This is a genomic window from Streptomyces sp. ADI95-16 (assembly GCF_003721495.1).
GTDB classification, from domain to species: Bacteria; Actinomycetota; Actinomycetes; order Streptomycetales; family Streptomycetaceae; genus Streptomyces; species Streptomyces goshikiensis.
Map to the genome: position 1 here is coordinate 6278929 of NZ_CP033581.1, position 19802 is coordinate 6298730.

The following is a 19802-nucleotide window of genomic DNA, read 5'->3' on the forward strand; positions in this document are numbered from 1 at the left end:
TGAAGAAGAAGAGAGCCGCACATGGACTTCCTTCGCCCCGCCAGCTGGGAGGAGGCGCTCGCCGCTAAGGCCGAGTTCCCCACCGCTGTGCCGATTGCGGGTGGCACCGATGTGATGGTCGAGATCAACTTCGACCACCGCCGGCCGGAGTACCTCCTGGACCTGAACCGCATCGGTCTGCTGCGCGAGTGGGAGGTCGCCGAGGACGTGGTGCGCCTGGGCGCCTCCGTCCCGTACACGCAGATCATGGAGAACCTCCGCACGGAGCTCCCGGGTCTGGCGCTGGCCTCGCACACCGTCGCGTCCCCGCAGATCCGCAACCGCGGCGGCGTCGGCGGCAACCTCGGCTGCGCCTCCCCGGCCGGTGACTCGCACCCCGCGCTGCTCGCGGCGGGCGCCGAGGTCGAGGTGGAGTCCGTGCGCGGCTCCCGGCTGATCCCGATCGACGCGTTCTACACGGGCGTCAAGCGCAACGCGCTGGCCCCCGACGAGCTCATCAAGACCGTTCACGTGAAGAAGGCGGACGGCCCCCAGCAGTACTCCAAGGTCGGCTCCCGCAACGCGATGGTCATCGCGGTCTGCGCCTTCGGCCTGGCGCTGCACCCCGAGACCCGCACCGTCCGTACCGGCATCGGTTCGGCCGCGCCGACCCCGATCCGCGCGAAGGCCGCCGAGGAGTTCCTGAACGCCGCGCTCGAAGAGGGCGGTTTCTGGGAGTCCGGCAAGGTCGTCACCCCGTCGATCGCCAAGCAGTTCGGTGACCTCGCCTCCGGCGCGGCCAACCCGATCGACGACGTCCGCGGCACGGCGAAGTACCGCCGTCACGCGGTCGGCATCATGGCTCGCCGCCAGCTCGTCTGGACCTGGGAGCAGTACCGCGGTACCGGAAACGGCCGCTCGCTTGAAGGGGCTGCGTAAACATGCGCGTCAATTTCACTGTCAACGGCCGTCAGCAGGAAGCCGACGACGTGTGGGAGGGCGAGTCCCTCCTCTACGTCCTGCGCGAGCGCCTGGGCCTGCCGGGTTCGAAGAACGCCTGTGAGCAGGGCGAGTGCGGTTCCTGCACCGTCCGCCTCGACGGCGTGCCCGTCTGTTCCTGTCTGGTGGCCGCCGGGCAGGTCGAGGGCCGCGACGTCGTGACCGTCGAGGGCCTGGCCGACTTCGCCAGGCAGCGCGAGGAGCACGGCCACGGCGGAGCCTGCGGCAGCGGCGGTGGCTGCGGCGGCAAGGGCGGTGTCACCCTCGACGCGGCCAAGCGCTGGCAGGCCCGGCCGGGCGACTCGCAGACCGGCGAGGGCGTGGAGCTCTCCACCATCCAGCAGGCGTTCATCGACGCCGGCGCCGTGCAGTGCGGTTTCTGCACCCCGGGTCTGCTGGTCCAGGCCGACGCGCTGCTGGAGGAGAACTCCTCCCCGTCCGACCAGGACATCCGTGAGGCCCTGTCCGGCAACCTCTGCCGCTGCACGGGCTACGAGAAGATCCTCGACGCGGTCCGCCTCGCGGCCGCCCGGCAGTCAGAGGCGGTCTGACCATGGCTCAGAACACCCGTACGGTTCCCGCCGGCACGCCGACCAACGTCACCCAGAAGCACGCCAAGGGCGGCATCGGCGAGTCCACGCTCCGCCCGGACGGCACCCTCAAGGTCACCGGCGAGTTCGCGTACTCCTCCGACATGTGGCACGAGGACATGCTGTGGGGCCAGACCCTGCGCAGCACCGTGGCGCACGCCGAGATCGCCTCGATCGACATCTCCGAGGCCCTCGCGATGCCGGGCGTCTACTCGATCCTGACGTACGACGACCTGCCGGCCGAGATGAAGAACTACGGCCTGGAGATCCAGGACACCCCGGTGCTCGCCAACGGCCGGGTGCGCCACCACGGTGAGCCGGTCGCCCTCGTGGCCGCCGACCACCCGGAGACCGCCCGCCGTGCGGCCGCCAAGATCAAGATCGACTACCGTGAGCTGCCGCTCGTCACGGACGAGGCCTCCGCCCTCGCCGAGGGCGCGCCGCTGATCCACGAGGGCCGCGACGACCACCACATCGGTCACGTCCCGCACCCGAACATCGTGCACCGCCAGCCGATCGTCCGCGGCGACGTGGCCGAGGCCCGCAAGCGCGCCGACGTCATCGTCGAGGGCGAGTACGTCTTCGGCATGCAGGACCAGGCCTTCCTCGGCCCGGAGTCCGGTCTGGCCGTACCGTCCGAGGACGGCGGCGTCGACCTCTACGTCGCCACCCAGTGGCTGCACTCGGACCTCAAGCAGATCGCCCCCGTCCTCGGCCTGCCCGAGGAGAAGGTGCGCATGACGCTCTCGGGCGTCGGCGGCGCCTTCGGCGGCCGCGAGGACATCTCGATGCAGATCCACGCCTGCCTCCTGGCCCTCGCCACCAACAAGCCGGTCAAGATCGTCTACAACCGGTTCGAGTCCTTCTTCGGGCACGTGCACCGCCACCCGGCGAAGCTCCACTACGAGCACGGCGCCACCAAGGACGGCAAGCTCACGCACATGAAGTGCAAGATCGTCCTGGACGGCGGCGCGTACGCGTCCGCCTCCCCGGCGGTCGTGGGCAACGCCTCCTCCCTCTCGGTCGGCCCGTACGTCATCGAAGACGTCGACATCGAGGCGATCGCGCTCTACACGAACAACCCGCCCTGTGGCGCGATGCGCGGCTTCGGCGCCGTCCAGGCCTGCTTCGCCTACGAGGCCCAGATGGACAAGCTCGCGGCGAAGCTGGGCATGGACCCGGTCGAATTCCGCCAGCTGAACGCCATGGAGATGGGCACGATCATGCCCACCGGCCAGGTCGTGGACTCCCCGGCGCCCGTCGCCGAGCTGCTGCGCCGGGTCAAGGCCCGCCCGCTGCCGCCGGAGCGTCAGTGGGAGACCGCCGGCGAGGGCGCGGACGTCCGCGCGCTGCCCGGTGGCCTCTCCAACACCACCCACGGCGAGGGCGTCGTCCGCGGCGTCGGCTACGCGGTCGGCATCAAGAACGTCGGCTTCTCCGAGGGCTTCGACGACTACTCGACCGCCCGCGTGCGCCTTGAGGTCATCAACGGCGAGCCCGTAGCGATGGTCCACACGGCCATGGCGGAGGTCGGCCAGGGCGGTGTCACCGTCCACGCGCAGATCGCCCGTACGGAGCTGGGCGTCACCCAGGTGACCATCCACCCGGCCGACACGCAGGTCGGATCCGCCGGTTCCACGTCCGCCTCGCGGCAGACGTACATGACCGGTGGCGCCGTGAAGAACACCTGTGAGCACGTCCGCGAGGCCGTGCTGGAGATGGGCCGCCGCAAGAACGGCTCGTACCACCCGGCCTGGGCGCACGCCGAGCTGCTGCTGGAGGGCGGCAAGGTCGTCACCGACGGCGGTGAGGTCCTCGCGGACATCGCCGACGTCCTCGAAGGCGAGGCGATCGACCTGGAGCTGGAGTTCCGGCACCGGCCGACCGTCCCGTTCGACCTGGTCACCGGCCAGGGCGACGGCCACGTCCAGTACACCTTCGCCGCGCACCGCGCGGTGGTGGAGGTGGACACCGAGCTCGGCCTCGTCAAGGTCGTGGAGCTCGCCACCGCGCAGGACGTCGGCAAGGCCCTGAACATGCTCTCCGTGGTCGGACAGATCCAGGGCGGCACCATCCAGGGCCTGGGCGTCGCGATCATGGAAGAGATCATCGTGGACCCGAAGACCGCGAAGGTGCGCAACCCCTCCTTCACGGACTACCTGATCCCGACCATCCTCGACACCCCGACCATCCCGGTCGACGTCCTGGAGCTCGCCGACCCGAACGCGCCGTACGGCCTTCGCGGCATGGGCGAGGCCCCCACCCTGTCGTCCACCCCGGCCGTCCTCGCGGCGATCCGGCAGGCGACCGGTCTGGAGCTCAACAAGACGCCGATCCGTCCGGAAGCCCTCACCGGCACCCTCTAGGACGGCGCTCTCCGGGGGCCGCGAGGTCCCCGGACCGGGGGCCGAAAGGCCCCGGACCCCAAGCTCTCCGGGCGGTGTGACCAGGGAACGTCACACTTGCCGGCCACACCGCCCGGAGTACGAAAGTCCGGAGGACGAGAACGCCGCACCGCTCGCGGCCCGTCCACCGGCGCCACCCCCGCAGCAACCCGGTGGCACCACCACCCCGGTGCCCCCGCCAGTACCGCAGAACCCCCGCAGTACCCGCAGTACACGCATCGACATTCGCGTCGCCTCGGGCCGTCACCCCGGGTCGTGCAGCCAAACGGCGTTTCCCAAATCCCGCGTCTCCAGTCTCCAAGCGGGTGCCCCTTTGAACCTTGGGAGTTAGGCACCATGACCCAGTCTTCCGTAGAGCCCAAGACCAGTGCGGAGGATGCCGGCGACGGCTCTCTCACCCCCGCCGGGCGTTCTTGGCTCGACCGGTACTTTCACATCACGCACAGAGGCTCCAACGTCGGCAATGAGATTCGTGGCGGCGTCACGACCTTCATGGCGATGGCGTACATCCTCCTGCTCAATCCCCTGATCCTCTCCGGCAAGGACGTCGCCGGGGACACCATGAGCCAGAAGGCCCTGATCACGGCCACGGCCTTCGCCGCGGCCCTGACCACGCTCCTGATGGGCTTCGTGGGCAAGGTCCCGCTCGCCCTGGCCGCCGGACTGTCCGTCTCCGGCGTGCTGTCCTCGCAGGTCGCCCCGCAGATGACCTGGCCGCAGGCCATGGGCATGTGCGTCATGTACGGCGTCGTGATCTGTCTCCTGGTCGTCACCGGCCTCCGCGAGATGATCATGAACGCGATCCCCCTCGCGCTCAAGCACGCCATCACCATGGGCATCGGCCTGTTCGTCGCCCTCATCGGCCTGGTGAAGGCCGGTTTCGTGGGCAACGGCGGGGAACTCTCCTCCCCCGTGCTCCTCGGCTCCACCGGCGAGCTCGCCGGCTGGCCCGTCCTGATCTTCTGCGTGACCCTGATCGCCATCTTCATGCTCCAGGCGCGCAAGGTTCGCGGCGCGATCCTGATCGGAATAGTCGGCGGAACCGTCCTCGCGGCCGTCCTCAACGCCGTCGCGGACATCGACCCGAAGGCCTGGAAGAACGGCGCCCCGGAGCTCACCGGCTCCGCGGTCTCGATGCCGGACTTCTCGCTGTTCGGCCAGGTCTCCTTCGGCGGCTGGGGTGACGTCGGCGTGATGACGGTCGGCATGATCGTCTTCACCCTCGTCCTCGCCGGGTTCTTCGACGCGATGGCCACCATCATCGGCGTCGGCACCGAGGCCAAGCTCGCCGACGACAAGGGCCGGATGCCGGGCCTGTCCAAGGCGCTGTTCATCGACGGCGCCGGAGGGGCCATCGGCGGTATCGCGGGCGGCTCCGGCCAGACCGTGTTCGTCGAGTCCGCCACCGGCGTCGGCGAGGGAGCCCGTACCGGTCTCGCCTCCGTCGTCACCGGCCTGTTCTTCGCCGCCTGCCTCTTCTTCACCCCGATCACGCAGATAGTCCCGGGTGAGGTCGCCTCCGCGGCCCTGGTCGTCATCGGCGCGATGATGATGCAGAACGCCCGCCACGTGGACTGGGCCGACACCGCGACCGCCATCCCGGTCTTCCTGACCGTGGCCCTCATGCCCTTCACGTACTCGATCACCGCGGGCGTCGCGGCCGGCGTGATCTCCTACGTGGCCATCAAGGTCGCGCAGGGCAAGGCCCGCGAGATCGGCGCCTTCATGTGGGCACTGACCGTGATCTTCGTGGTCTTCTTCGCCCTCCACCCGATCGAGGGCTGGCTCGGAGTCAACTAGATCACCCCGATCACCCCGATCGCCCCGGTGACCAGCGGGTTCGTCCCTCTGGTCGGCGCCGCGCCCGCCACTCGTCCGATACTGGAAACGAACCCCTCCGAGGAGGCCGCAATGCTGGACATCGCCGAGGAACTGAACCGGTGGGTCGAGCAGGGACGTGACTTCGCGGTCGCCACCGTCGTGGCGATCAGCGGGAGCGCGCCCCGGCAGCCCGGTGCCGCGCTCGCCGTCGACGGCGACGGCACCGCGATCGGTTCGGTCTCCGGCGGATGCGTGGAGGGCGCGGTGTACGAGCTGTGCCGGCAGGCGCTGGAGGACGGCGAGACCGTCCTGGAGCGCTTCGGCTACAGCGACGACGACGCCTTCGCCGTGGGTCTGACCTGCGGCGGCGTCATCGACATCCTGGTGACCCCGGTCCCCGCGGGCTCCCCCGCGAGGGGGGTGTTCGCGGCCGCGCTGGCCGCCGCCGCCCGAGGGGAGGCGGCGGCGCTCGCCCGGATCGCCGAGGGCCCCGCGGAGCTGATGGGCCGCGCCCTGGTCGTCCGCGGCGACGGCTCGTACGAGGGCGGCCTCGGGGGCCACCCCGAGCTGGACCGCACCCTCGCCGAGGAGGCCCGCGCCATGCTCGACGCGGGCAGGACCGGCGTCGTGGAGATGGGCGCCGACGGCCGGCTCTGCGGAGAGCCGCTGAAGGTACTGGTCGAGGCCAGCGTGCCGCCGCCGCGGATGATCGTCTTCGGCGCCATCGACTTCGCCTCCGCCCTGGTGCGGATCGGCAAGTTCCTCGGCTACCACGTGACGCTCTGCGACGCCCGGCCCGTGTTCGCCACGCGCCAGCGCTTCCCCGAGGCGGACGAGATCGTGGTCGACTGGCCGCACCGCTACCTGGAGCGCGCGGACGTGGACGGCCGGACCGTACTGTGCGTGCTCACCCACGACGCCAAGTTCGACGTCCCGCTCCTCGAACTGGCCCTCAGGCTTCCCGTCGCCTACGTCGGCGCCATGGGCTCCCGCCGCACCCACGAGGACCGCAACAAGCGGCTCCGCGACGTCGGCGTGAGCGAGCTCGAACTGGCCCGGCTGCGCTCCCCGATCGGCCTGGACCTCGGCGCCCGCTCCCCGGAGGAGACCGCGCTGTCCATCGCCGCCGAGATAGTCGCCAACCGGCGCGGCGGCACCGGTGCCGCGCTGACCGGCGCACACGTACCCATCCACCACGACAGCTCGAAGACGGCGGTGGCCAGGATCGGGGTCGTCGCTTGAAGGGACGCCCCCCGAACCTGACGCTCCGGGCGCACCCCGCGCGGGTCGCGCCCGGATCGGCCACGTTCCGTGGGTCTCAGGCACCGCCGAGGGGTCAGATCACCGGCGGCCGGCCCAGCCGCGTCAGTCGCCAGACCGTCCGCCAGCGCATCGGGCGCCGGGGGCCGCCGGACGTCCGGATGCCCTCGGCGACCCCTCCTAGCCAGGCCCGCAGCCCCGCCACGGACCGGGTGCGAGCCACGGTCAGCGCCACCCACACGCCGAGGTAGACCGGCACCAACGGGGCGGGCAGGTGCCGCTTGGCCAGCCAGACCCGGTTGCGGGCCGTCATGCGGTAGTAGACCGCGTGCCGGGCCGGCGACGTCTTCGGATGCTGGAGCACCAGCCGCGGCTCGTACAGGACGTCCCAGCCGCGGTCGATCGCCCGCCAGGCCAGGTCGGTCTCCTCGTGTTTTCTGACCTCGAAGCCCTCAGCGTGCCGATTGACGTGAGGCAGCACGCTGCAGGCATGTGTGTGACGCGGTGAGGTGACCGCGTCGCGCGACGCTAGCATCGGCAGTCTGCCGACCACTGGAGTTCGCCACTATGTCGTTGCCGCGTATCGGAGTCGTCATCGTGACCATGGGCACTCGCCCGCAGGAGCTCGAGGCTCTGCTCGCTTCGGTGGAGAAGCAGGATGTGCCTGCGACGCGGGTAGCTCTGGTGGGCAACGCGACGCCCCTCACCGAGATCTCGACGGACGCGACCAAGATTCCGCTTGAGGAGAATCTGGGCTGTCCCGGCGGCCGCAACGTCGGTTTGAAGATGCTGCGCGACTCGGGCGAGGTCGACGTCGTCATCGAATTGGACGACGACGGCCTGCTCATCGCCCAAGACGTGTTCCGCAAAGTCCAGCAGCTCTTCGCTGAGGACCCGAAGCTGGGGATCATCGGGTTCAGGGTCGCCGACGAACACGGACATACGGAGCGACGCTGGGTGCCCCGGTTGTGTGCGGACGATCCAATGCGCCGCAGTCTGGTGACCGCCTTCCTCGGCGGTGGGCACGCCTTCTCGATGCCCATGCTCAGGCAGATCGATCTGTGGCCGGCGGAGTTTTTCTTTGGACATGAAGAGTCCGATTTGGCATGGCGCGCGCTGGATGCGGGGTGGAAGATCCTCTACGAACCCGAGCTCGTCCTCCAACATCCGAAGACGTCCCCCGCGCGGCACGCGGTCTACTACCGGTTCACCGCCCGAAACCGTGTCTGGCTGGCCCGCCGCCGACTCCCAATCCCCCTAATTCCGGTCTATCTCGGCGTATGGATCCTCCTCACCATGGCGCGGATGCGGTCCCTTGCGGGCGCGAAGGCATGGTGGGGCGGTTTCCTCGAGGGTGCGCGAACACCGTGCGGCCCGCGCAAGCCAATGAAGTGGCGCACGGTTTGGCGTATGACCCGGCTGGGGCGCCCGCCGATTCTCTGAATAGTCCTCGCCCCGTGTCCAGCCGTCAGGTCCGACACGGCTTCGCCCATCAAGACAAGGCCCAAAATCCTCCCGCATTCCCCGGGATCGTCACCCTCACCCAAGGACAAGATTGCCATCCACTCGCACCATGCCACGAATGCTCTGAGCGTCCTGGTGCAGTTCGCCGTCCTCACCACGCACGGGCTGTCGGACCATCTTTCGGTCTCTGGATACTTTCGCTGGTCCACCCGGATGAAGGCAGCCGGACGGGAAGAGCTACTCAAGGGCACACCCGCGGGAGCCTTGGTATCACGACGTGGAAAGCAGCGCCCGCGCCCTAACGAGCTCGTGGCGGGCCACACAGCCCCGAGTAGGGACTTGAGCACACACCGATTCGGCGGACGCTTTCGGCGGCGAGGTCGTCCGGTTGATGTTACTCATGCGGGCATGCTCAAAGGCTTGCCCATCGCCGTCGGAGACTCGATTGGCGGCTTGCCCTCTCTGGTGGCGAGGGACAAGCCGCGTTTCGCGCCCGATCGGAGGCAGGTGCACGGTTGCCTCGGAAGGGCCGGGACTCACTTCCGAGTGGCTGCGGAGATCCGTTCTGCGACCTGGCTAGCCTCGGACGTGGAGTCAGCGGAAGAGGAGATGTAGACGGCGATGGCCACTGGCCGCCCAGTCGAGGTTCGGGTGGCCGACAAGGCCCAGGCGGCCGAAGCGGAGGGTACCCACGTGCCGAACGAGTCCCCGAGCGCCGACCGCAACTGATCCGCAGTGCGCTGGGCGACGACACGCTGAGCAGGCATGGCTGTTTTCGAACCGGTGACGAGGTTGGGATGAACGCGGCTGCCACCGTTCACAAGTAGAGCCATCACCATGGCCATCTGTACCGGGGTGCTCTTCACCTCGAACAGGCCGTTGGCCATGAGGGCCAGCTGGGTGGGATTCTCGGGCTTGCGCGGCCAGGTGCTGTCGAAAGCACGCACCGGCGTATCCATCATGTCGTTGTTGAATCCGAACGTCTGGGCTGTCGATGCCAGCGCATCGGCGCCGAGGTCGGAAGCGATACGGGCGAAGACGTTCGCGCACGCATACCGCAGGGCTGCGCGGAGGGTGGCATCGGTGCAGTGCGCGGGATCACCGGAGAACTGGGTGGTGCTGTCCGGGGCGGCGTAGACCGCTGGGCTCCGAGTTGGCGCATCCACCGACGGCAGCAGGCCCTTCTCCAGGGCAGCGGCCGCGACAAGGACGTGGATAGCTGACCCTGGGTTGTCCACGTGGCGTAAGGCGCGGTTGGACAGGGGCTTGTCGTCGTCGTCCTTCAGCTGGACCCAGGCCCGTTGATCGGCCATGGAGTTCCCGCTGAATGTTCCGGGGTCGTACGACGGCGTGCTCACCTGTCCAAGGATGTCGCCTGTCTGCGCGTCGAGGACGATTGCGGCCCCACGCTGACCTCGTAGCCCGTCGTAGGCGGCACGTTGTACAGCCGGGTCGATGGTAGTCACCACATCCTTGCCTGCCTTGATGTCGTCCGCCAGGAGGGACTCCAGCTGGGTAGAGCCAAAGGGCAGGGACCAGTACCCGGTGACCGCCGCATACAACTCGCCCTCTGTGTATGTGCGTTTGAACGGCGCCCTGGCGATGCCTGACCGCTCCGATCCCGTGATGGGGCGCCCGGCAACCAGGATGTCGCCAGGGCTTCCGTCCTGCTTGGGAGGGCGCGGCTTTGCATCCGGAGTCTGTCCGGTCTTGCCCGTGGCCGTCGGGCTGGTTGTAGCTGCGGTTCCGTGTTCCACGGTGCAGCCCGACATGGAGGTGGCGAGCAGTGTGGCGAGGGCGGTGACCAGGACGCCAGAGGCGCGGAGCGAAATGGGCATGCAGGCATCTTATGAGCTCGAAATGATCTACGCCCGCGCGATGGATGCGCCAGACGGTCGCGCAAAAGCGATGGTGCTCCCACGCCTTGCAGTCGTTGCGGTTGCCGAGCAGCGGCCGGCCGACGGCGACGACGTGCCGGGTGTCGGCGTCGATGACGACCTGGTGGTTATGGAGTACTGGTCGTTCTTCGACTGCTCGGCCACCGTGTGGTCGCGGGTGGGAAACAGGGTGCCGTCCACGATCAGCAGGGCACCCTTGCGGAACCTCCTGCATGCGGTCGGCGGCTGACTTCGACACCCCGAACAGCGGCGCGAGCTTGGAAAACTTACGTGTGGTCGCGCAGAGGACGGAGCGGACGGAGGGACGCAGGCGGCTGCTGTTCGAGCAGAAGCGCCTGGAGTTCCGCGATCTTCCGGTCCTGGGAGCGGTTGTTGTCTCGGGCGGCGGCGAGCCGGTTCGTCAGCGTGTGGTGATCCGCGGCCAGGGTGCGGAGTTGCTGTTTGAGGGTGGTGTTCTCGGTGGTCAGCCGCTGGACGGCGTCGGCGGACAGGTCCCGCTCGAGGTCCCGGATCCGGCCCATGAGCTCGCCGATGTGCCGCCGCTGTGTCTGGATCTCCGTCACCGCCTGCCGCAACGCGTCCTCGGCGTTCAGCGCGCGCTCGCGCCAGGATGCCTCCACCGCCTCGACGGTCTCCTGCCTGCTGCGAGCCTGGCGGCCCTCGGCTTGAGCGACGGCTTCGGCGACCAGCTGCCGGGCGGTGGCGTTCTGATAGAGGAAGGCGCGCGAGACACCGGCACGTCGTTCGACGGCCCGGACGGTCACCGCAGCCCGCTCCTTGCGCATCGCCGCGAGCGCGTCCTGGACCCGGGCGAGGAGCTTCTCGGTGTGCTGCCGGCGGGCCTGGATGGCGTGGGCGGTCTGGGTCGAAGTGCTGCCGCTCATGCGACGTCCTCCTCGTCGTCAAAGTCGTCGAGATCGGCGAGTTCCTCGACGGGGAAGCCGGTGTTCCACATGTGGTTGAAGTAGTCCTGCGGGCGCCGCAGGTCCATGGCGAGTGCCTGGTCGAGTAGGCCGAGCCCGGCCAAGGCCTTCTCCAGGCCGTCGATCGCCCGTGCGGTGGGCTCGAAGACCTTGTGGAGGTAGTCGGCCGTGGCATCATCCGGGGCTCGTTCGGCGATGGAGTACCACTGCTCGCGCTTGCGCCTCCAGTAGAGGAGGTCCGCGCCGGTCATCACGAGCTTGTCGCAGCTGTCGCAGTCCAGGTTCCGGGGGCATTTCCCGCCGTCCACGACGACCTGGGCCGTGCAGAGGCCGCCCAAGGTCGGTGTGCATCGGCGGCCCACGTCCACAGCCATGGCCAGCGCCGTCTCCCGGCTGAGCGGGGTGGTGGCGGTGTCGAAGAGTGGCTCGCCAGGGTTGGCGGAACCGGGCCCGCCGACCCAGACGCGGGGTAGGAGATCGTCCAGTTCGGAGCCGGCGATGTCGACGTAGTGCTCGGCCATGCGCTCGGAGACCTGACCGAGGTACTTCTTGATGTGCGCGAGCGACGCCCCGGCACGAAGCAGCTTGGTGGCCAGCGTGTGGCGAGCCTGATGTGGGACTCCCCGTCCCAGGTCGAGCGTCGCCACCCACGCGCGGAACGAGCTGCTGAAGAAGCCATAGGAGATCGACTCGGTCTCCCGGGGGTTCTTCACGTGGGTGGGGAACAGGGCCATTTGCTCCTGCTCCAGCACGGTGGGCAGGCGCCCTTGCCGTCGTTCGAAGCGCTGAAGCGTGGTTTTGCGCCGGTCGTCGAGGCGCGTGAAGAGGTACTCGGGGATGCGGATTCCCTCCTCCAGGTTCCCGACCTTGGTCTGGTCGTGCCAGAGCATCGGGACTTCGTTGAGGTAGGAGATGCAGTTGAAGCGGAGTTTCAGGACCTCCGAGCAACGTCGGCCGGTGTAGACCAAGGTCTCCCAGGCGTCCCGCAGCCCACGGTCGTTGCCATCCCATGTCGCAGCGAATCGCTGCAGGTTGTCCTCGTCGGCCAGTGCCCGCCCGAGCCGGTCGTCGAACGGACGCCGCTTGCGGCCCTGGATCCTTCCGCCGCGCGGCAACGCGGCGATGAATGCCCGGTCCAAGCCGATCGCGTCGGCCCTCCCAGTCTCCAGAAGTTCGTAGACGACCTTGCGTACGTAGTTGAACGTGGTCCTGGCGCTGTCCTTGGTCACGGTCGCGGGGGAACCGTCGGTGAGGCGCAGTACCAGCGACGGGAGGTTGCGGGCAGCCCGGTGCCGGTGATCAGCGGCGGAGTTCTCCGCGTGCCTGCTCGTCAGCAGCCTCGGTTCGTGCCCGCCCCCTGGGGCCTCGACCTCCAAGAACGCCCCCAGTTCCGACAGCCCCCGTCGAGCCGAGTCCAGCGGGGCGCGGGACCGGGGGCAGTTCACGGACTGCAACAAACGGGCGAGATGGTCCCAGAGCACCTCACGCAGCCAGCGCTGCGGCACCGTGGACAAGTCGAAGCAGGTGTCTGTGCCCGGAAGCCGACGTCCGAAGTGCTCGGTCTCGAGGAACCCGGCATCCCGGCTGTCCTCCTTCGTGTAGTAGATCGGCCGCAGTCGGCTCAGGATCTCCCGGGCAATCTGCCGCGGTCTTGACTTGCCCCGGTCCAGATCGAGACCGGCGAGTGAGTCGACGTCGTACTCCCGGCACTCGTTGGTCAGCATCCGCAGGTCGGTGATGGACCACAGGGTGCGGCTGCCATCCCGGGTGTGGGCCTCCAGCCCCCACTGCAACTCGGCCTTGGCCAGCGGGCGCATGCCGGACATATTGATCTGCCCGATCTGGTAGACCGGCTGCTGCTTCTCGCACCACGCCTCGAATGTCGACGGATCCTCGGTGGAGACGGGAACAGACTCACCTGTCCGCTCGTAGTGCCGCTCCCACGACCGAGGCAGACTCGCCTTGCCCGGACGGCCAGCGGCGATGTAGCGCTCCCGGTGCTGAGCACACAGCCCTAGCGGTGTGTCGGCCAGACGGTCACACGTCGACGCGCGACAGGTCCCGTAGCCCTGCGGATACGGGGCCTGATCGCGTAGCCAGGAGGAATAGTCAGCAGAGGCCCCGGCCCGACGGGCGTGGTTGTTCCACTGCCGGTAGTGCATCATGCATATCCGCCTCGACCGCACGTAGGCGGGCCGGTCAGCGCAGATCACGCACGGCTCCGGCTCGCACCCCTCCTTGGGCTCCAAAGGCTCGGCGATAGAGAGAAACCCGGCCCGGGTCGCCTCCCGGCGATCCAGCGCCAGGTATTCGTTCCACTCCTTTTGGTGGGTGTGGCAGAAGTCGCCACTGCTGTTACGGGTTCGCAGGCACTCGGGGACCGCGCAGCCCCAGCCGTACTTCTCGTGGTCGGGAGGGATCTTCAATACATCGCCACGGAAGAGCGGATCGAATCTCGGCCCGTTGATCAGAGCCTCCAGCAACTCCAGACGATCCCGGCCAAGCTGCCCGTGACCACGGTCAGGCAGTGCGCGCAGTGGCGAACTCAACTCGGCTCACCCCACACGGTGTTCAGTGCGGTGACGAACGCGGGGTCGTGGACGTCGGTGTGCCCGTAGACTTCCTCGACGGTCTGCGCGGAGGCCCAGCCGCCGGCATCCCGCGCGATCACCGCGTTGCCGCCCGCGGCGTCGAGAACGTCGCTGCCGAACTGATGCCGGAACATGTGTGGCCTGACCAGGCCCAAGTCCAGTCGGTAGCCAGCCCGCCTCAGCAACTTGCGTGCCGAGTCGGTGCTCCAGGGCAGCCCAGCGGTAGGCCCAGACAGATTCACCAGAAACATGCCGTGCGTGACCTGGGACGGGTACTCGGTGGTCATGTAGTCGAAGTAGGTGTGCACCATCGCCGAACTCGCCCGCCGGATCGCGCCTCCCTGTACGACCCCGTCCTGTACGACCCAGTCCTGCTTCGTCTTCACCCGGGACCGGTTCGCGTTCGTCTCGCGGTGACAGATGTGCACATGGGCCGAGCGACACTCGCCGCAGCGGGCGTTCTCCCGAAGGTGCAGGTCGATCAGATGCATCCCCGTCAGCTCGCCGATACGGAAGCCGCCGTCGTCCAGCCACGTCACGACCATCCGGTCCCGCGCCGTCTTGAAGTCCGCCAGCAAGGACTCGCGGGTACCCTCCGGTGGCAGCTTCGGGTGGCGCCGTCGGACCACGCGCTTCGGCCGCAGCTTGTTGGCCGACATCTGCTTCAGAACATGACCGAGCAAGGCGCGATTCCGGTCGGACTTCGTCGGCAGCCGCGTCCTCCCCAGCGACGGTCTCGTTGATCCCCAGCTTCCCCTGGTGGACGTAGAACCCCTTCAGTGCCGCTGCGGCGGTCTCCAGCGTGCTCTGCTGGTAGGGCCTCTTCCCCTCTCGCCACGGCTGCCCGAACGGCCCGCCGAACTCGGCGCCGACCGCCCCCATGTACCGCTCGAGGTCGTAGAAGGTCACCGTCTCCGGCGACAAGCCCTCGTAACGCAGCCACCGCAGATGATCCACGAGCAGAAATGCGTACGTCCTCGCCGTACCGACGTCGCATGTGCGCAGGAAGCTGTCAGCCACGCGATGTACCAGACCGCCTGGTTCGACGATCGTGTACGCGACCCGGCCGTCCCGTCGGCGAATCTCCTGTACCCGCAGATCCCCAATGACTGTCCGTCGGCTCACTCGCCACCCTCGCCTCGTCTAGCCACACGTCACACACATCGTGTGCTCGACCGGTTAACGAGGCTGGGAGGCAGGAGGCAATGCCTCCCACACACATCAAGTACACATGGCAGACAGGCAAGTTAACTCGTGCGTGAAGAAGAAGGCGTCCGGCCAGGGGCCCGTCTCCTCCAGCATCGGCATCGACAGGGCATGTCCGCCACCCAGGAAGGTCGTTACCGGGCCCCGCCGCATCGGGTTCCCCGCCCGCAGGCGGGGCACGTGCCGCCGTTGCGTCTCACCGGTTTCGTCCGCGATCCGGAACGAGACGATGCCCAACCGGCGGTCCGCCGCGTACAGGTCGGCGATCCGCCGGAAGGCATCCGCCTCGGTCAACAGGCCGTCGTCGTCCAGGTCCACCAGGACGTCCACGTCCCCGAAGTCCCTCAGGCGGCGCCAGGCGACGTTCCGGCCGCCGGACACCCCCAGGTTCCGGCGGGGCCCACTGGTGTCGTGGCGACCGAAGAGGGGGCCCCGGGGGGGGGTCTCGTGCGGGACTTTCCGGCCAATATGGGGTGAGCGGTCCTCGATGACCGATTAGTCTCCGGATCATGGTGGACATCCGCGAGGTACCCGAGGCCGACATCGACCGCGCCCAGGAGCTCGCCTACCTGGTCTTCCACGACCGGCCCGACGAGGAGGGGCGCGCCCGTCACCGCACCCTGCTGAGCCACTGCGCCCGGCTCGGCGCCTACGACGGGGACGCGCTGGTCGGGTTCATGGCCGCGCACCGCTTCCGGCTCTCGGTCCCGGGGGCGGACCTGCCCTGCCCCGGGCTCACCTTCGTCGCCGTCGCCCCCACCCACCGCCGCCGGGGCGTGCTCACCGCGCTCATGGCCGAGCAGCTGCGCCGCACCGGGGCGGCGGGCGCCCCGGTCGCCGCCCTGTGGGCTTCCGAGGCCGCGATCTACGGCCGGTTCGGCTACGGATCCGCCACCCAGGGCGTCACGATCGAGATCGACTCCACCCGGCCCCTGGCCCTGCGCATCGCCCCGGACCGGCGGCCGCTGCGGATGATCGACCCGGCCGACGCCCCCGCCCTGATCGGCCCCGCCCACGAGGCCACCCGCGCCCTGCGGGCCGGCCGCCCGAGCCGCGGTCCCGAGCGGTGGCGCGAGGAGTGGCTGTGCGAACAGGACGAGGAGGACGAGGAGCTCAGCCCGCCCCGGATCATCGCCCTCGGGGATCCCGGCGAGCCGCTCGCCGGGTACGTGATCTACCGCACCAAGCCGGGGGACGACAGCGGGCCCGTCCACACTCCGGGCCTGGTCCGGGTCGACGAGCTGGAGGCGGACACCCCGGCCGTCGCCGCGGCCCTCTGGGAGTGCGTGGCCGGCCTCGACCTCACCGGCCGGGTCAGCGCCTGGGGCCGCCCGGCCGACGACCCGCTGCTGCACTTCGCCGCCGACCGGGACCAGGTCAAGGTCACCGCCGTGTTCCCGGCGCTCTGGCTGCGGCTGGTCGACGTACGGGCCGCGCTGACCGCGCGGTCGTGGGCCGCGCCCGTGGAACTGGTGCTGGAGCTGGCCGACGTACGGCTGCCCGCCAACGCCGGGCGGTTCCGGCTGAAGGCGGGGCCGGGCGGGGCGACGTACGAACGCGCCGGCCAGGCCCCGGACCTGGAGCTGGACGTCCGGGAGCTGGCCGCCTGCTACCTGGGCGGGACCCGGGCCGTCGAACTGGTCGCCGCCGGGCTGGTGCGCGAGCACACCCCGGGGGCGGCGGCGACGCTCGACGCCGCCCTGCGCACGGAGCTGCTGCCGCACACCGCCGACGAGTTCTAGGGCCTGTCTTTCGGATCAGGCCGGGCTCGCGGGGCCGTGGGGTTGGCCAGGCTAGTCCCGCGGCCGCGCGCCGGGCGGCTCGTGGTGGGCCAGGCGGGAGAGGACTTTGGCGTACACCGTTGTCGCCGCCGCGACGACGGTCACGACGGCCGCCAGTGCGAGGATGCCCAGCAGGGCGGGCCACTGGCGCAGCTCGTCGCGGCACAGGCCGCTCTCGGACGCCGGGCGGACCAGCGGGCCTCGGCACAGGGCTCTGTCCCCGGACTCGGGGCCGTAGTCGGCGAGCATCAGGAAGGCGAAGCATCCCCATACCAGCATGGCCAGGAGCATCCACGCGATGGACCACGCCTCGATGCGGTCCGCTTGCCGGCCTTCCTTTCCGGCGTCCGCCGCTGGGGCACCCGCGGGATCGGGCGTCCGCTGGGCCGGTGCTTCGGCAGTCATGTCTCCCCCTCGTGGCCAATGCTGAACGGACGTCAGTCCATCACACCGCGAGGGCCCGCTGCGAAGGCGAATGGCGATGGCCGCACTTGTGCGTTTCCGGAAGATCGACGCGGTGTTCGCGATGTCCGCGGAGGCCGGGCAGTGGCCGGAGCGGGGCATGAGCGTCAGCTGACGCGCACACCCCGGAGGGGGCCGGGCCGGCTCCCGCGGACATCGGGGCGGTCAGCGGGGCAGGGAGACGCGGGCCGCCGACATGCCGAAGGAGGAGCTCCAGACCCCGCTGGAGAGCAGGTCGGGCAGGCCGTGCAGGTCCTCCTCGCGGTAACGCCGGACCTTGCGGTGCCAGTTGAGGATGCCGGCCAGCCAGTCCTTGAGCTCGCCGACGTACGCGTCGAGCCCCGCGCGGGCCTCCGCGTCGAGCTTCCAGTCGTCGTACAGCAGCGGCAGCTGGTTCGCGACGATGTGCTCGAACTCCTCGGTGCGCCGCGTCATCAGGTCGTGGCAGATGCGCAGCGCCTCGGGGTAGCCGATGTCGAAGAAGTTCCGGGTGACGAGCACGAAGTTGTGGACCTCGCCCTCGACCTCCACCTCCTTCTGGTAGGAGAAGATGTCGTTGATCATGCAGGCGGTATCGGCGGCCGCGTTCTCCAGCGACCGGATCGTCCCGGAGGCGTAGATCTCCTCGGGGATGCCCCGGCCCTGCTGCCCCAGCCGGCACAGGTACATCGTCAGGTGCGAGCCGAACGTGCTGCGGCGCATCTCCGCGTAGTCCACCGGGTCCGGGATCCGGTTCTGGATCTGGTTGTCCACCTCCCACAGCCAGCTCTCCAGCATGGACACCAGGGTCGCCCGGAACTCGGCGCGGACCTGCGGGACCATCTGCGCCGAGGTGCGCACCCACAGGTCGCCCAGCGCCCGCTCCATCGCCGTCGCCGGCTCCGGCTGCTCGGCGTGGTCGACGGGGATCATCGCGATCAGCCGGGCCGTGGTCGCCTTCGCCGCCGGGAGGTTCTTGGCCTGGGCGAACACCACCGGGTAGTAGTCGTCGCCGTACGTGCCCCAGGTCAGCCAGCACGCGTTCAGCAGCAGCGCCTCGCGGGTGGCGTCCGGGTCGATGCCGGCCGAGCAGAGCGCGAAGTCGTAACCGCGCAGCTTGGGTTCGCTCCAGATCGCCGAACCGGGGTCACCGGGCTGCGGGTCCAGCAGCCCCATCTCCCGGGCCCAGGCCACCGATCCCTCGCGCGCGTGGGCGTGGTGCGGGCTCAGGGAGAGCACGAACGGCATGTGGATGTCCGGGATCACGGACGGCCCGGTGCGCTCGAACGGGACGTGGGAGAAGGAGCGGCGGCGCCGCTCCAGCGCGCGCGGCTCCAGGACCGACCGCAGGTCGAGGGCGGCTCCGCCGAGCCCGGTCGGCATGAAGGGCAGCGAGAGCGGCGCGGTGGGGCGGGCCTCCTTGTTCATGTAGCGGCTGGAGACCATGTGCCACTCGTGGCCGCCCGACTGCCAGTCCTGGAGCCCCTTCGCGTAGGCGAGGACGGCGGCGATCTCGGCCGGGTCCATCGCGTGGTCGGCGAAGAGCTGGGGGAGTTCGCCGAGCGCGGTCTGCTCGAACTGCTGGAGCCGTGAGGTCAGCAGGTCGTTGGAGGCCTCGGCGGCCTCCTGGGTGGAGCAGCCGAGGAAGGTCTCCAGCACCAGGACGGCGTTGGAGAGTTCGCCCTCGTCGGCCACCTCGCGCTCGTAGGAGAAGAGGTCGTTCCTGATGTGCACGGCGTCCGAGAAGGCGTCGCGCAGCACACCGAGCGGCCGGGTGTGCGCGACCCGCGCGGGGACCTCGGCGGAGACGTACTCGACCAGCCCGGCCGACCAGGGGGCGCCGCCCACCTTGCGGCGCATCTCGATGTACTCCAGCGGGTTCGCCACCCGCCCGATGTTGATGTTGGCGAGCTCCCACATCGACTCGTTGAGCAGGTTCCTGGTCGACTCGGCGAACCGTTCCCGCCAGTGCGGCGACATGGCGGGCACGGTCCGCTCCCACAGGTCCGCGAGGCCAGCCTCGACCGGGCCCGCGGGCTCGGGGAAGCCGTCGGCGAGGTCCATCGGCATGAACGCGGCGAGCCTGTCGAGGTACGCCTTCGCGCCGTCGCGGTCCTGGGAGCGCTTGTACATCTCCAGGAAGTGATCGTCGAAGAAGAACACCCACACGTACCAGTCGGTCACCAGCGACAGCGCCTCGCTGTCACAGTCGGGGTGGGTGTACGCGCACAGCAGGGCGTAGTCGTGCGAGTCGAGGTCGCTCTCCTCCCAGACGCCGGACCCCTCCAGCATCCCGAGGGTGCGCGCCCACCGCTTGGTGTGGACCCGCGCCTCCTCCAGATGGGGGTTCAGTCGCGCCGGATGGGGCACGTAGAAATCCGGCAGTTGGAACGGCTGCGTCACGGCGGGGTGAGCCTTTCGTCTGTCCGTATCGGGGCTGTCTC

The 19802-nt window shown here is 69.4% G+C and carries 13 protein-coding genes and 3 pseudogenes; 7 read left to right on the forward strand and 9 right to left on the reverse strand.

The window, feature by feature from the left end; genetic code table 11:
• Positions 1-21 precede the first annotated feature (21 nt).
• The 5 genes from EES41_RS28090 (at position 22) to EES41_RS28110 (ending at position 7036) form a co-directional block, all read left to right on the forward strand.
• On the forward strand, positions 22-918 hold the full coding sequence (locus tag EES41_RS28090) for a xanthine dehydrogenase family protein subunit M (protein ID WP_008743393.1): 897 nt from the start codon (positions 22-24) through the stop codon (positions 916-918).
• A gap of 2 nt (positions 919-920) precedes the next feature.
• On the forward strand, positions 921-1529 hold the full coding sequence (locus tag EES41_RS28095; protein WP_123080832.1) for a (2Fe-2S)-binding protein: 609 nt from the start codon (positions 921-923) through the stop codon (positions 1527-1529).
• 2 nt (positions 1530-1531) lie between these two features.
• The gene (locus tag EES41_RS28100; protein ID WP_123080833.1) at positions 1532-3934 is read left to right on the forward strand and encodes a xanthine dehydrogenase family protein molybdopterin-binding subunit; all 2403 of its coding nucleotides are present in this window, start codon (positions 1532-1534) and stop codon (positions 3932-3934) included.
• Positions 3935-4309: 375 nt separating this feature from the next.
• A complete protein-coding gene (locus tag EES41_RS28105; protein ID WP_123080834.1) occupies positions 4310-5773 on the forward strand; it encodes an NCS2 family permease in 1464 nt (487 codons plus the stop codon).
• Positions 5774-5884: 111 nt separating this feature from the next.
• Positions 5885-7036, forward strand: coding sequence for an XdhC/CoxI family protein (locus EES41_RS28110; RefSeq protein WP_123080835.1), 1152 nt, complete (start codon positions 5885-5887; stop codon positions 7034-7036).
• A 94-nt stretch (positions 7037-7130) separates the two neighbouring features.
• Here the strand turns inward: EES41_RS28110 and EES41_RS28115 are convergent.
• A pseudogene (locus tag EES41_RS28115) lies at positions 7131-7487 on the reverse strand (glycosyltransferase family 2 protein); the annotation flags it as partial.
• A 134-nt stretch (positions 7488-7621) separates the two neighbouring features.
• Here EES41_RS28115 and EES41_RS28120 point away from each other — a divergent pair.
• On the forward strand, positions 7622-8497 hold the full coding sequence (locus EES41_RS28120) for a glycosyltransferase family 2 protein (RefSeq protein ID WP_123080836.1): 876 nt from the start codon (positions 7622-7624) through the stop codon (positions 8495-8497).
• A 557-nt stretch (positions 8498-9054) separates the two neighbouring features.
• Here EES41_RS28120 and EES41_RS28125 read toward each other — a convergent pair.
• From EES41_RS28125 to EES41_RS28150, 6 genes and pseudogenes are all read right to left on the reverse strand, one after another.
• The gene (locus tag EES41_RS28125) at positions 9055-10356 is read right to left on the reverse strand and encodes a penicillin-binding transpeptidase domain-containing protein (protein WP_123080837.1); all 1302 of its coding nucleotides are present in this window, start codon (positions 10354-10356) and stop codon (positions 9055-9057) included.
• A 76-nt stretch (positions 10357-10432) separates the two neighbouring features.
• Positions 10433-10675, reverse strand: a pseudogene (locus EES41_RS28130) (IS5/IS1182 family transposase); the annotation flags it as partial.
• 7 nt (positions 10676-10682) lie between these two features.
• Positions 10683-11300 (reverse strand): DUF6262 family protein, encoded by a 618-nt coding sequence (locus EES41_RS28135; protein ID WP_123080838.1) that lies wholly within the window; start codon positions 11298-11300, stop codon positions 10683-10685.
• The gene (locus EES41_RS28140) at positions 11297-13822 is read right to left on the reverse strand and encodes a site-specific integrase (protein ID WP_254211585.1); all 2526 of its coding nucleotides are present in this window, start codon (positions 13820-13822) and stop codon (positions 11297-11299) included. The genes EES41_RS28135 and EES41_RS28140 overlap by 4 nt, the downstream gene beginning before the upstream one ends.
• 62 nt (positions 13823-13884) lie before the next feature.
• The gene (locus tag EES41_RS43185) at positions 13885-14589 is read right to left on the reverse strand and encodes a tyrosine-type recombinase/integrase (RefSeq protein WP_254211586.1); all 705 of its coding nucleotides are present in this window, start codon (positions 14587-14589) and stop codon (positions 13885-13887) included.
• A 577-nt stretch (positions 14590-15166) separates the two neighbouring features.
• Positions 15167-15526, reverse strand: a pseudogene (locus EES41_RS28150) (glycosyltransferase family 2 protein); the annotation flags it as partial.
• A gap of 119 nt (positions 15527-15645) precedes the next feature.
• Between EES41_RS28150 and EES41_RS28155 the strand changes: the two are divergent.
• Entirely contained in the window at positions 15646-16878 is a 1233-nt protein-coding gene (locus EES41_RS28155) for a GNAT family N-acetyltransferase (RefSeq protein WP_123080839.1), read from the forward strand.
• A gap of 51 nt (positions 16879-16929) precedes the next feature.
• Here EES41_RS28155 and EES41_RS28160 read toward each other — a convergent pair whose 3' ends face one another.
• Both EES41_RS28160 and EES41_RS28165 read right to left on the reverse strand, forming a co-directional pair.
• Positions 16930-17322, reverse strand: a complete 393-nt coding sequence (locus EES41_RS28160) for a hypothetical protein (RefSeq protein WP_123080840.1) — start codon at positions 17320-17322, stop codon at positions 16930-16932.
• Between the two features lie 222 nt (positions 17323-17544).
• Positions 17545-19761 carry a germacradienol/geosmin synthase gene (locus tag EES41_RS28165; RefSeq protein ID WP_123080841.1) on the reverse strand — a complete coding sequence of 739 codons (2217 nt, stop codon included), beginning with the start codon at positions 19759-19761 and terminating at the stop codon, positions 17545-17547.
• Positions 19762-19802 lie beyond the last annotated feature (41 nt).